Source organism: Sphingomonas sp. ABOLH, assembly GCF_003951715.1.
GTDB classification, from domain to species: Bacteria; Pseudomonadota; Alphaproteobacteria; order Sphingomonadales; family Sphingomonadaceae; genus Sphingomonas; species Sphingomonas hankookensis_A.
On the sequence record NZ_QQWV01000031.1, the window covers coordinates 1 to 12,337 of the forward strand.

The following is a 12,337-nucleotide window of genomic DNA, read 5'->3' on the forward strand; positions in this document are numbered from 1 at the left end:
GGCCGCCGCCGTAGGCGGTCCTGCGCCGTTGGGTGTCATGGCAGGCCGGTCAGGGGGACGAGGGTGCTGCCGACGCTGGGCGGCTCTGTGGCGGGGCCGGTCGGCGCGGCGCTGGGGCGTGTGGCGGGCGGGGCGGTGGACGGCGCGATCTTCGGCGGACAGGCGCGGCAGGGGCCGAGGCTGCGCGAATTGCAGGTGCAGCTGTCGAGCTATGGCGCGCAGATCCCCAAGCTGTTCGGCACGATGCGGGTGGCGGGGACGGTGATCTGGGCGACCGACCTGCGCGAGGCGGCGTCGACCAGCGGCAAGGGCGCGGGGCGGACGATGCAGTTTAGCTATAGCGCTTCGTTCGCGGTCGCGCTGTCGGGGCGGCCGATCCGGGGCATTCGCCGCATCTGGGCCGAGGGGAAGTTGCTGCGCGGGGCGGCAGGCGACTGGAAGACGCGCACCGGCGGCTTTCGCTGGTATCCGGGCGACGAGGCGCAGATGCCCGATCCGCTGATCGCGAGCCGGGTCGGGATCGCCGACGCGCCGGCCTATCGCGGCATCGCCTATGCGGTGTTCGAGGATCTGGCGCTCGCCGATTTCGGCAACCGCATCCCGTCGCTGACCTTCGAGGTGGAGGCGGATGCCGGGCCGGTGGCGGTCGGGACGATCGTCGAGGCGCTGGGCGGGGGCGCGATCCGTGCCGAGGATGCGGGTCCGCTGTTCGCCGGCTATGCGGCCAGTGGCGCGCAGGTGCGTGACGCGATCGAGGCGATCGTCGAGCCGCTGGGCGGGTGGTATGCCGCCGCGGACGACGGCACGGCGCTGCGGATCGGGGCGGGGCCGGCGCGGGCATTGCGCGATGCGCCGCTGCCGACCGATGCGCCGACGTGGCGTCGTCCGCCGATTGCGCCGGCCGATATCGTCATCGCCTATCACGATATCGCACGCGATTATCAGGCGGGGGTGCAGCAGATTTTGCGCCTTGGCGGCACGGCACGGGTGGTCCGGATCGAACTGCCCGCCGCGCTGGATGCGGCGACGGCGGCGCGGATCGCCGGCGATGTGGCGGCGCGGGAGACGGCACTGGGCGATGTCCGGACGGTCGCGCTCGACTGGCGGTCGATCGATGTGGCGCCGGGCGAGCGGGTGACGCTGTCGGACGTACCGGGCCTGTGGCGGGTGCGGCGGACGCGGATCGAGGCGATGCGGATCACGCTGGAACTGGTGCGGATCGCGGGTGCCGGCCATGCCGCGCGGCCGGCGACCGGGGTGCCGCAGCTGGCGGCGGACGTGCCGGCGGGACGGACCGTGATCCGGCTGGTCGAACTGCCCGGCGAAGATGCGGGGGCTGTCCCGGTAGTCCATGCCGTCGCCGCCGGCACAACGGCGGGCTGGCGGCAGGCGATGCTGTCGATCGGCGGCGATGCGACCGGCTGGCGCGAGATCGGCAGTACTGCCGCCGGCGGGGTGATCGGGTCGGTGACGGTGCCACCGGCGGCGGCGACATCGCTGGTCGAGGATCGGGCCTCGGCGATCGAGGTCACGTTGCTGCACGATGCGATGACGCTGGAGAGTATCGATGCGGCGGCGATGGATCGTGGCGGCAATGCCGCGCTGGTCGGTGAGGAGATCGTGCAATTCGGGTCGGCGGTACGGACCGGTCCCTGCCGCTGGCGGCTGTTGCGCCTGTGGCGGGGCGTGCGGGGCACCGCATCGGCGATGGCGACCCATCGCCCGGGCGAAGGCTTCGTGCTGCTCGATCCTGCCACGCTGCGTCCGGTCGATGGCGCGATGACCGGCGTTCCGATCGCAATGATGGCGGCCGGCATTGTGGACGGCGACGTGGCGAACGCGACGATGGTTCCGACCGGGCGATGGCTGGTGCCGCCGGCCCCGGTTCACCTGTCGATCATGGCCAGTCGCGACGGCCCGCTTCTGCGCTGGAGCCGCCGGGCGCGACAGTTCGCCCCGTGGCGCGACGGGGTCGACCAGCCGCTGGTCGAGGAGCGCGAGGCGTATCTGTTGACCGTGACCGATGCCGCCGGAACCGCCCGGTCGATCGAACTGACGGAGACGCAATGGCGTCCGGTCGACATCGTCGGCCGGGTGACGATCGAGCTGCGCCAGATCGGCACGAACGGCCTGTCGCCGCCGGCCACCCTGTCCTATTCCCCGGAGATGTCGCGATGAACGAGCTGACCCATCGTCTTGGCCTGCCGCTGCTTCACGTTGCGCAGGCGCACAAGGAAATGGCGCATAACGAGGCGCTTATGCTGGTCGACCTGCTGTTGCACGGATGCGTCGCCGGGGTGGCGCAGGACGCGCCGCCGGTGGCCGCGGCGCCCGGCCAATGCTGGATCACGGGCGCTGCGCCGAGCGGCGAGTGGGCCGGGCAGGCGGGACGGATCGCCGGCATGACCGAAGGCGGCTGGCGCTTCGTGTCGCCGCGCGAGGGTATGCGATTCTGGTGGACCGGTGGCGAAACGACCGTGGAGTTCCGCGGGGGTGCGTGGCGGCTCGGCGAAGTGTCCGCCCGCCGGATCGTGATCGCCGGAAACCCGGTCGTGGGAGCGCAGCAACCGGCGATCGCGGCCCCGCAGGGCGGTACGGCCCGCGACGAAGAGGCACGGACGGCGGTAACGGCGATCCTGGCGGCGCTGCGTGCGCACGGGCTGATCGCGGGCTGAAAAGCGTGTCTTTCCTGCAACAGCGCAGAATTTGTGCGCTTGCGTGGAAACTATCGCTTCGGTACTTGGTTTGCGCTGTCCGTAGGACAACTGTGAAAGGGGACTAGAATGCGGAAGCTTGCCGTCACTTTGGCGCTCGCGACCACTGCGCTCGCAACTCCCGCCCTCGCCCGCGACAACGCGTGGTATGTGGGTGTGGAAGGCGGCGCGATGATCGTCGAAGACATCGACTATGATCTGACCACGCCGGCCGGTGGCGTCACCACCGTCGACAGCAACTATGGCTACGACGTCGGTGGCACCGTCGGTTACGACTTCGGCGCGCTGCGCGTTGAAGCCGAAGTTGCGTACAAGAGCGCAACCGTCGACGAACTGCGCACGACCGGTTCGATCGCGACCGGCCCGACCACGGCGGTCGGTGCAGGCACCTACAGCGGCGGTGGCCGTACCTCGGCGCTGTCGTTCATGGCGAATGCCCTGCTCGACTTCGGTGACGACGACGCGATCAGCGGCTTCGTCGGCGGTGGTGCCGGTGTCGCTCGCGTGAAGGCGCACGACTATCGCGTCGTGAACAACTTCGCTGCGCTCGACGATTCGGACACCGTGTTCGCATGGCAGGCTCTGGCGGGCATCCGCGCGCCGCTGAGCGAAAATGTCGACGTGTCGCTGAAGTATCGCTTCTTCAACGCCGATGACGTCCGCCTCGTGAACGTCCGTGGCGTCGGCTATGACGGTCGTTTCCGGTCGCACAGCCTGCTGGGTGGCCTGACCTTCAACTTCGGCGCGCCGACCCCGCCGCCGCCGCCGCCGCCGCCGGTCGAAACGCCGCCGCCGCCGCCGCCGCCGGTCGAAACGCCGCCGCCGCCGCCGGTCGTCTGCACGCCGGGACCGTACATCGTGTTCTTCGAATGGGATAAGTCGGACATCACGCCGGAAGCGGCTGGCATCCTCGACAACGCCATCTCGAACTACCAGTCGTGCGGCAACGCGCAGGTCATGCTGGCCGGCCACGCCGACCGCTCGGGTTCGGCTTCGTACAACGTCGGTCTGTCGCAGCGTCGTGCTGACTCGGTCCGTGCGTACATGGAAGGCCGTGGCATCTCGGGTGGCGTGATCTCGACCGAAGCGTTCGGTGAAGGCCGTCCGCGCGTCGAAACCGCCGACGGTGTGCGCGAACTGCAGAACCGTCGCGTGGAAATCACCTACGGTCCGGGCGCGGGCATGTAATTCCACTTCTTCGGAAGTCGAATTTCGGAAGGGAGGTCGGGCAACCGGCCTCCCTTTTCGTTTGTCCGGGTGTCCGGGTTGTCGATGCAGCGAGGTGGTTGCTGTTGTCGGGCCGGGTGTTGGCGGGAGTGCGCCCGGCTCGGGAGATAGCGGCTCCGTGCCGTGCATTCCGATCGCCAACGTAAGGATCGTGTAGGCCCCGGTCCGTCGCCCCCACCAGATGGTCAACGACCGAACGGATCTCGGGCAGCATCACCGCCTGTTCGTCGATCGGGTTGGGAGTGCCGATCCCATCGGAGTGCGCATTCAGCGCAAGCGCCGTCGTGATCTTGCGTATGGGCGCCTATATCGTCGGTGTGGTCCGTGCGCCGCTGACCGCGGTCCTCATCCTGTCCGAGACGACGGCGAGCCGCGGCCTGATGCTGTCGATGTTCGCGGCCGCCTTCCTTGGGCGTTTCGCCAGCCGCCGGGTGTCGCGAGACGCTGTATCGCGGGCTGGTGCAGGCCTTTGCCATGCCGCCGGTGGCGAAACCCGGCTGATCGCAACCCCTTCCCCCGATCCGACGAAGGTCGTCAGCGCGGCTGATATGGGTTAGGCGGGGGTATGTCTGCCAGTCATATCAATCCGCGCGTCTTCTGGGGCGCGTCCGCCATCATTGCCGCCCTGCTGATCACGACGCTGGCCATGCCCGGCAGCGCCGATCAGGCGTTCAAGGCGGCGCAGGCCTGGGCGATCGATACCTTTGGCTGGTTCTACATCGCGTCGGTCGCGGTGTTTCTGGTGGTGGTGCTGTCGCTGGGCTTCGGACCGGCGGGCAGGCTGAAACTCGGTCCCGACGATTCCGAACCGGACTTTCCCTATGTATCGTGGCTGGCGATGCTGTTCGCAGCCGGCATGGGCATCGGGCTGATGTACTTTGCGGTCGCCGAGCCGATCCAGCATTATATCTCGCCGCCCGAAGCGGAAAGCGGTACGATCACCGCCGCGCGCGAGGCGATGGCGATCACCTTCCACCATTATGGGGTCCATGCCTGGGCCATCTATGCGCTGGTCGGCCTCAGCCTTGCCTATTTCACCTATCGCAAGGATCTGCCGCTGACATTGCGGTCCGGCCTGTCGCCGCTGCTGGGCAAGCGCATCAACGGTCCGCTGGGCGATGCGATCGATATTTTCGCGGTGTGCGGCACGGTGTTCGGGGTTTCGACCTCGCTGGGGTTCGGCGTGTCGCAGATGACCGCCGGGCTGGCCTATGAATATGCCGTGCCCGACAGCACCGTTACCAAGATCGCGGTCATCGTCATCGTGATGGGGGCGGCGACGCTGTCGGTGCTGAGCGGGGCGGATCGCGGGATACGCCGATTGTCCGAGCTTAATCTGGCGATGGCCGTCCTGCTGATGTTGTTCGTGCTGGCGCTGGGTCCGACGCTGTTCCTGCTGCGTGCGCTGGTGCAGAATTTCGGGCTGTATCTCGACCATTTCGTCCTGCGGACCTTCACGCTCTATGCCTATGAACCGCGGGCGTGGATGGCGGACTGGACGCTGTTCTACTGGGCGTGGTGGATCGCATGGTCGCCGTTCGTCGGCATGTTCATCGCGCGCATCTCGCGCGGGCGGACGATCCGCGAATTCGTGATCGGCGTGCTGTTCGTGCCGACCGCCTTCACCTTCCTGTGGATGACGGTGTTCGGCAACACCGCGATCTCGCTCGATCTCGGGACGGCCGCCGGCGGGATCGCCCAGGCGGTGCAGGCCGATCTGTCGACGGCGCTGTTCAAGTTCCTCGAATATCTCCCCGGCGCCAGCGTCACCGCGACCCTCGCCATCGCATTGGTCGGCATCTTCTTCGTCACCTCGGCCGATTCGGGTGCGCTGGTGATCGATACGCTGGCATCGGGCGGGCGGGAGGATACGCCGCGCTGGCAGCGCATCTATTGGTGCGTCCTGCTGGGCGTCACGGCAGCGTTGCTGTTGGTGATGGGCGGGCTGGGCGCGTTGCAGGCCGCGACGCTGCTTGCCGCGCTGCCCTTCTGCTTCATCATGCTGCTGCTGGCGGTCGGGTTGGTGCGACAGACCAATGCCGACCTCGCCGGCGTGGCGCTGCCCGACGAAGCGCCGATGGCCGAACGGCTCAAGCGCCTGCTGGTCCCGGCGCGGCGCGGCGAGATAGTGCGGCAGCTGGCCGGGAACGGCGACGCCGCGCTGCGATCGGTTCACGAGGCCTTGCAGAAGGAGGGGTGGGCCGATTCCACTATCGAGGTGCAGGACGATCAGCGCACGCTGATCCTCGGCGCGCAGAGCGAGCGCGCCTTCACCTATCGGCTGACGCCCCGCTCCCGGCCGCTCGCCGCCTATACCGCGCTGGAGGCGTCGGAGGAGCGGCGCAGCAAGGCGTGGTTCCTGGCGGCGGAGACGAACGGAAATGCGCGGTATCGCGACCTCACCGGCTTCACCGCCGAGCAGATCGCCGCCGATGTGCTGACTCAGCTGGAGCGATGGCGATTGGGCGCGTGAACTATGGGCGCGCGCATCGGTCGATCAATTGTCGAAAGTGGGCGGCAAAGTGGGCATCGCGCCCGAAACCGCCAGATTATCCAATGATGTCAAAAGATAATGGCGGAGACGGAGGGATTCGAACCCTCGGTAGGAGTAATCCCCCTACGGCGGTTTAGCAAACCGCTGGTTTCAGCCACTCACCCACGTCTCCCAAGCGCGCAGTACGGCTTGGAGAGGGGGCCTATAACGGGGGAATGGGCGGGGATCAACACCCTACGTTGATCGTAATTCGACGCCGACCGGCCGCGCGTTCATTGCAGGGACAGCTGCTTGGCGCCTATCGTGTGCGCGATGGGCAGGTTTGCGGGGAACAGGTGATGAAACGGTTGATCGGATGGATGGCGCCGCTGCTGGTGCTGGCGGTGCCGGCCCAGGCGCAGGTGCGGACCGTCGATCCCAATGACGCGATCGATGGCGATCTGGCCCCGCAGCAGGCGCCGGCGCCCACTCCGCGATCGACCGTGCCGCCGGCCTATCAGTCCGAGCCGGTCCCGCCGGTGCAGCAAACGCCGCCGCCGGTGCAGCAGTCGCCGAGCACGACCGCGACATCGGCGGCCAACGACACGTTCGAACGCGAGGACCTGATCGGTGCCGCCGAGGGCGTGTTCGGGCGCGGGGCCGAGGGGCTGGCGGGCATCATCGAAAACATCCTGAAGGACCAGGGCAAGCCCAATGCCTATATCGCTGGGCGCGAGGCGGCGGGTGCGTTCGTCGTCGGGCTGCGCTATGGCTCGGGGGTGATGAACCACAAGGTCGAGGGGCAACGGCCGGTCTATTGGACTGGGCCGTCGGTCGGTTTCGACGTGGGCGGCGATGCGACCAAGGTCTTCGTTCTGGTCTACAACCTGTATGACTCGCAGGAGCTGTACAAGCGCTTCCCGGCGGCCGAGGGGCGGGCCTATTTCGTCGGTGGTTTTTCGGCGAGCTATCTGCGGCGGGGCGATGTGGTGCTGATCCCGGTTCGCCTGGGTGTCGGTTGGCGGCTGGGCGCCAATGTCGGCTATATGCGGTTCAGTGAAAAGCAGAGGTGGCTGCCGTTTTAAGGCGAAGCGGGGCCGGCTCCTGCCGACTCCCGCAAGCCCGGCCGGCGGCTGCAAGCCGACCGACGACGCGGGCTTTGCCCGCGGCGCTGGCGCAGGGCGGCCCGCTCCTGCGGGACACGCCCCAGCCCGGCCGGCGGCTGCAAGCCGATCGACGCCGCGGGCTTTGCCCGCGGCGCTGGCGTGATCGGTTCGCGATAGAAGGAAGAAGCGGGACCCCGGGTCAAGCCCGGGGTAACGATGGTGGTGTATCGTCCTGATCCCCTTCACCCCCCCTGGAACGAAGTCGATTCGAACCGCACCGGCGCACCCTGCGCCTTGCCGACCAGCTCGGCTTCCCACATCGCGGTCCGGCCCCGCACGATCGTACCCACCGGGCGTCCGGTCAGCGTATCGCCGGTGAACGGCGACCAGCCCGCGCGCGAGGCGAGCCAGCTTTCCTCGATCGTCCAGCGGCGCTTCAGATCGACGACGGTGAAGTCGGCGTCATAGCCGAACGCGATCCGCCCCTTGCCGGCTAGGCCGAAGATGCGTTGCGCGCCGGCGCTGGTCAGGTCGATCAGCCGCTGAAGCGTCAATCGCCCTTCGGCGACGTGGTTCAGCAGCAACGGGAGCAGCGTCTGCACGCCGGGCATGCCGCTGGGGGTGGCGGGATAGGTCTTGGCCTTTTCCTCGATCGTGTGCGGCGCGTGGTCGGACCCGATCACGTCGGGCACACCCTGGTTCAGCCAGTACCACAGCCCGTTGCGATGCGCGCCGGAGCGGATCGGCGGGTTCATCTGCGCATAGGTGCCGAGGCGCGGATAGGCGTCCTCGCCCGCCAGCGTCAGATGCTGCGGCGTGACCTCGCACGAGGCGATGTCCTTGTTGGCGCCCAGCACTTCCAGTTCGGCCGGCGTGGTCACGTGCAGGACATGGACCCGGCGGCCCGCCTCGCGCGCGAGGCGCAGGATGCGGCGGGTGGCCAGCATCGCGCTCTCGTCGTCGCGCCAGACGGGGTGCGAGGCCGGATCGCCGCTTACCCGTTCGCCCTCGCGCGCGATCATCCGTATCTCGTCCTCGGCATGGATCGCCACGCGGCGCTGCCCGGAGCGGAGCACGCGCAGCAGGTCGGCATCCTCCGACACCAGCAGGTCGCCGGTCGACGACCCCATGAAGATCTTGACCCCCGCCGTGCCGGGCAGGCGCTCCAGTTCGGCCAGATGGTTGGCGTTGCGCGCGGTCGCGCCGACGTAAAAGGCATGGTCGCAATACATGCGGCCCTTGGCGCGCGCGAGCTTGTCGGCGATCGCGTCCTCGGTATCGGTCGCGGGCTTGGTGTTCGGCATTTCGAACACCGCGGTCACGCCGCCCATCACCGCCGCGATCGATCCTGTGGCGAGGTCTTCCTTATGCTCCAGCCCGGGCTCGCGGAAATGGACCTGCGTGTCGATGACGCCGGGCAGGATGTCGAGGCCGGTACAGTCGATCGTCTCGCCCGCATCGCCGGTCACGCCAATGCCGGCGATGCGTCCGTCGACGATGCCGATATCGACCTGTGCCGGGCCGGAGGGAAGGTGGACGGTGCCACCGGTGAGCTTGGTATCGAAGGTCGCCATTGCCGCCTCTTGTAGCCGGGGGGTAGGCCGTCCTACCTGTTGGCCATGACCATGAACACCCCCGAAACCCGCCCCGGTACCTGGCTGTCCGATCGGGCGGTGCTGCACATCGGCGGGGCGGAGGCGCGGCCGTTTCTGCAAGGACTGGTGACGCAGGATATGGGCGCGGTGACGCCGGAGACGCCGCAATGGGCGGCGCTGCTGAGCGCGCAGGGCAAGGCGCTGTTCGACTTCCTCCTGTGGGCCGATGGCGACGACATATTGATCGATTGCGAAGGCGAGGTCGCCGATGCGCTGGCCAAGCGGCTGACGCTCTATCGCCTGCGCCGTGCGGTGACGATCGAGCGGACCGACCTCGGCGTCCATTGGGCGGCGGAGGGCGGCGAGGGTGTTCCCGATCCCCGGCTGGCGGCGCTGGGGCGGCGCTGGCTGGCTCCGGCGGGCGACGCGGCGAGCGGATGGTTGGAACACCGGCTGCGGCACGGCGTGACCGAGGGACGCGCCGAACTGGGCGACGGGCAGACCTTGTGGATGGAATGTAATGCGCGCGAACTGCACGGGGTCAGCTTCACCAAGGGCTGCTATGTGGGCCAGGAGAATACCGCGCGGATGAACTATCGCTCGACGGTCAACCGCCGGCTGGTGGTGGTGCCCACTGACGTCGCGGGGCCGCGCACGCGCATCGTCTATCCCGATCTGGGGCTGGCGGTCGAGCATCGTCGGATCGACGATCTGGGCGCAGCGTTGCGGCCGGACTGGCTGGTGGAGGCGCTGGCGGAGCCGATCTGAGCGGGCGCTGGACCGGGGCGTCGGTGGCGCTACAAGGTTGGTCATGGACGACTATCTGACCGCCGATCGCCCGACCTTCGTCACCCATCTCGAATGTTCGATGACGGGCGAGCATTATCCCGCCGACACGCTGCATAATCTGTCGAAGGTCGGTCGGCCGCTGCTGGTCCGCTACGACCTGTCGGCGGTCGGCGAGGCACTGTCGCGCGACACGCTGTCGGCGCGCGATACCGATCTGTGGCGCTGGCGCGAACTGCTGCCGGTGCGCCGAGCCGAGAATATTGTCAGCCTAGGCGAGATCGAGACGCCGTTGATCCCCGTGCCGAAATCGGGCGGCGAGCGGGTGCTCGTGAAGGACGAAGGTCGCCTGCCGACCGGCAGTTTCAAGGCGCGCGGGCTGGTAATGGCGGTGGCGATGGCCAAGGAACTGGGCGTGCGCCGCATCGCCATGCCGACCAACGGCAATGCCGGTGCGGCGCTGGCCGCCTATGCCGCCCGCTGTGGAATCGAGACGATCGTCTTCTGTCCCGAGGATACACCCGAGGTGAATGTCCGCGAGATCGCGGCACAGGGCAGCCGGGTGTGGCGGGTCAACGGCCTGATCGACGATTGCGGCGCGATCGTCGCCAAGGGCGCGGCGGAAGGACGCTGGTTCGATTTCTCGACGCTGAAGGAGCCGTACCGGATCGAGGGCAAGAAGACGATGGGCCTCGAACTGGCGGCGCAGCTCGGCTGGCGGCTGCCCGATGCGATCTTCTACCCGACCGGCGGCGGTACCGGGCTGATCGGCATGTGGAAGGCGTTCGACGAACTGGAGGCGCTCGGCTGGATCGGGTCGAAGCGGCCGCGCATGTATGCGGTGCAGGCATCGGGCTGCGCGCCGATCGTCCGCGCGTTCGAGGCAGGGGAGGAGCATGCCGAACGCTGGGAGGACGCGCATACCGTCGCCGCCGGCATCCGCGTGCCGCGTGCGGTCGGCGACTTCCTGATCCTGCGCGCGGTGCGCGAAAGCGGCGGCAAGGCGCTGGCGGTCGGCGACCCGGCGATCCTGAAGGCGGTGGACGACTGTGCGCGCCGCGACGGCCTGCTGCTGTGTCCCGAAGGCGGGGCGACGCTGGCCGCCTACCGCCAAGCACTGCGGGATGGGGAGGTTGATGCGGACGAGGAGGTGGTGCTGTTCAACTGTGCCACTGGCCTCAAATATCCGCTGCCGCCCGCGAGCGCGACGCTCGATCGACACCAAGTGATTGATTTCGAAGCGCTTTAGGTCAGCGTTCGAATGCGGTGATGATCGGGCAGGGGCCGTCGCTACCGGCGCCGCATTGATCGGCCAGCTTCGCAAGCGCCTGCCGTGCCGCCTGCATTCGCTCGATCTGCGCATCGAGTTCGGCGATGCGCCGCCGGGCGAGGTCGCGGGCGCGGGCACGGTCGTCGGTGGCGTCGAGCGCCAGCAACTCGCCGATCTCCTCGAGCGTGAACCCGGCCGCCTGCGCCTGCCGGATGAACCGCAGCCGGTGCAGATCGTCCTCACCGTAGTGGCGAAAGCCGTTGCCGTGCGGGCGTTCGGGCACGGCCAGTAGCCCGCGTCGCTGATAGTAGCGCACCGTATCCACGCCGACGCCGCCTGCCTTTGCCAGCTGCGCAATGGTTTGTGTCATCGGGCCTTGACTCCGGACCATGGTCCAGACCCCATATAGGGTGCACGTTGCGAATGCCAGGAGCGCACCCGTGTCCGACCGTCCCACCGCCGTCCTTCACCGCATGGTCCTGCCCGGCCACACCTGTCCCTATGGCCTGAAGGCGCTCGACCTGCTCCGCCGCAAGGGGTTCGCGGTCGAGGACCGCCCGCTGACAACGCGCGAGGCGACGGACGCGTTCAAGGCGGCGCATGGCGTGAAGACGACCCCGCAGGTCTTCATCAGTGGCACGCGCATCGGCGGCTACGACGATCTGCGCCGTCATCTTGGCCTGCGCGTCGCCGAACCCGGCGCGACCAGCTACCGCCCGGTCGCCGCCCTGTTCGCGATGACCGCGCTGCTGGCGATGGCGGCCAGTCATGCAGCCTTCGGATCGCCCTTCACGCTGCACGCGCTCCAATGGTTCGGCGGGTTCAGCATGGCGATACTGGCGCTGCTGAAGCTGCAGGACATCGAGAAATTCTCGACCATGTTCCTCAACTACGACCTGCTGGCGCGGCGCTGGGTGCGCTATGGCTATGTCTATCCCTTTGCCGAGGGACTGGCGGGCGTGCTGATGGTGGCCGGCGTGCTGACCGGGCTGTCCGCCGCGGTCGCGCTGTTCATCGGGACGATCGGGGCGGTGTCGGTGTTCAAGGCGGTCTATATCGACCGGCGCGAACTGAAATGCGCCTGTGTCGGCGGGTCGTCGAACGTGCCGTTGGGCTTCGTGTCGCTGACCGAGAATCTGGGCATGATCGCGATGGGGCTGTAGATG

Annotated in this window: 11 protein-coding genes and 1 tRNA gene; 9 read left to right on the plus strand and 3 right to left on the minus strand. The window is 68.2% G+C overall.

Annotated features, from left to right (window positions below; all coding sequences use genetic code 11):
- Positions 1-63: 63 nt before the first annotated feature.
- From CA237_RS13700 to CA237_RS13720, 5 genes are all read left to right on the plus strand, one after another.
- Positions 64-2,178 (plus strand): phage tail protein, encoded by a 2,115-nt coding sequence (locus CA237_RS13700; RefSeq protein WP_126014390.1) that lies wholly within the window; start codon positions 64-66, stop codon positions 2,176-2,178.
- Entirely contained in the window at positions 2,175-2,675 is a 501-nt protein-coding gene (locus CA237_RS13705; protein ID WP_066690131.1) for a DUF2793 domain-containing protein, read from the plus strand. The genes CA237_RS13700 and CA237_RS13705 overlap by 4 nt, the downstream gene beginning before the upstream one ends.
- A 108-nt stretch (positions 2,676-2,783) precedes the next feature.
- Positions 2,784-3,902, plus strand: a complete 1,119-nt coding sequence (locus CA237_RS13710) for an OmpA family protein (RefSeq protein WP_066690133.1) — start codon at positions 2,784-2,786, stop codon at positions 3,900-3,902.
- A gap of 281 nt (positions 3,903-4,183) precedes the next feature.
- A complete protein-coding gene (locus CA237_RS13715; protein WP_232307947.1) occupies positions 4,184-4,498 on the plus strand; it encodes a chloride channel protein in 315 nt (104 codons plus the stop codon).
- Positions 4,499-4,506: 8 nt separating this feature from the next.
- Positions 4,507-6,414 carry a BCCT family transporter gene (locus CA237_RS13720; RefSeq protein WP_066690138.1) on the plus strand — a complete coding sequence of 636 codons (1,908 nt, stop codon included), beginning with the start codon at positions 4,507-4,509 and terminating at the stop codon, positions 6,412-6,414.
- Between the two features lie 100 nt (positions 6,415-6,514).
- Here CA237_RS13720 and CA237_RS13725 read toward each other — a convergent pair.
- Positions 6,515-6,607 (minus strand) — tRNA-Ser (locus CA237_RS13725).
- Between the two features lie 166 nt (positions 6,608-6,773).
- Between CA237_RS13725 and CA237_RS13730 the strand changes: the two genes are divergently transcribed.
- Positions 6,774-7,499: a DUF1134 domain-containing protein gene (locus CA237_RS13730; RefSeq protein ID WP_066690169.1), complete on the plus strand. Its 726-nt coding sequence runs from the start codon at positions 6,774-6,776 to the stop codon at positions 7,497-7,499.
- Positions 7,500-7,762: 263 nt separating this feature from the next.
- Here the strand turns inward: CA237_RS13730 and CA237_RS13735 are convergent, their stop codons facing one another.
- Positions 7,763-9,094, minus strand: coding sequence for a dihydroorotase (locus CA237_RS13735; protein WP_066690140.1), 1,332 nt, complete (start codon positions 9,092-9,094; stop codon positions 7,763-7,765).
- Between the two features lie 45 nt (positions 9,095-9,139).
- On the opposite strand from CA237_RS13735, the gene CA237_RS13740 reads away from it, so the two are divergent.
- Both CA237_RS13740 and CA237_RS13745 read left to right on the plus strand, forming a co-directional pair.
- Entirely contained in the window at positions 9,140-9,883 is a 744-nt protein-coding gene (locus CA237_RS13740; RefSeq protein WP_066690142.1) for a folate-binding protein YgfZ, read from the plus strand.
- A 43-nt stretch (positions 9,884-9,926) separates the two neighbouring features.
- Complete coding sequence (locus CA237_RS13745) at positions 9,927-11,150, plus strand: threonine synthase (RefSeq protein WP_066690143.1); 1,224 nt, start codon at positions 9,927-9,929, stop codon at positions 11,148-11,150.
- Between the two features lies 1 nt (position 11,151).
- On the opposite strand, the gene CA237_RS13750 is transcribed toward CA237_RS13745, so the two are convergent.
- Positions 11,152-11,541, minus strand: a complete 390-nt coding sequence (locus tag CA237_RS13750) for a MerR family transcriptional regulator (RefSeq protein ID WP_066690145.1) — start codon at positions 11,539-11,541, stop codon at positions 11,152-11,154.
- 103 nt (positions 11,542-11,644) lie between these two features.
- On the opposite strand from CA237_RS13750, the gene CA237_RS13755 reads away from it, so the two are divergent.
- Positions 11,645-12,334, plus strand: coding sequence for a glutaredoxin (locus CA237_RS13755; RefSeq protein ID WP_126014405.1), 690 nt, complete (start codon positions 11,645-11,647; stop codon positions 12,332-12,334).
- Positions 12,335-12,337 lie beyond the last annotated feature (3 nt).

What these genes read in the sequence shown, in the direction of transcription:
- CA237_RS13705 (WP_066690131.1), top strand. Translation starts at nt 2,175, where the DNA reads ATGAACGAGCTGACCCATCGTCTTGGCCTGCCGCTGCTTCACGTTGCG.
- CA237_RS13730 (WP_066690169.1), top strand. Translation starts at nt 6,774, where the DNA reads ATGAAACGGTTGATCGGATGGATGGCGCCGCTGCTGGTGCTGGCGGTG.
- CA237_RS13720 (WP_066690138.1), top strand. Translation starts at nt 4,507, where the DNA reads ATGTCTGCCAGTCATATCAATCCGCGCGTCTTCTGGGGCGCGTCCGCC.
- CA237_RS13755 (WP_126014405.1), top strand. Translation starts at nt 11,645, where the DNA reads ATGGTCCTGCCCGGCCACACCTGTCCCTATGGCCTGAAGGCGCTCGAC.
- CA237_RS13750 (WP_066690145.1), bottom strand. Translation starts at nt 11,541, where the DNA reads ATGACACAAACCATTGCGCAGCTGGCAAAGGCAGGCGGCGTCGGCGTG.
- CA237_RS13735 (WP_066690140.1), bottom strand. Translation starts at nt 9,094, where the DNA reads ATGGCGACCTTCGATACCAAGCTCACCGGTGGCACCGTCCACCTTCCC.
- CA237_RS13710 (WP_066690133.1), top strand. Translation starts at nt 2,784, where the DNA reads ATGCGGAAGCTTGCCGTCACTTTGGCGCTCGCGACCACTGCGCTCGCA.
- CA237_RS13740 (WP_066690142.1), top strand. Translation starts at nt 9,140, where the DNA reads ATGACCATGAACACCCCCGAAACCCGCCCCGGTACCTGGCTGTCCGAT.
- CA237_RS13745 (WP_066690143.1), top strand. Translation starts at nt 9,927, where the DNA reads ATGGACGACTATCTGACCGCCGATCGCCCGACCTTCGTCACCCATCTC.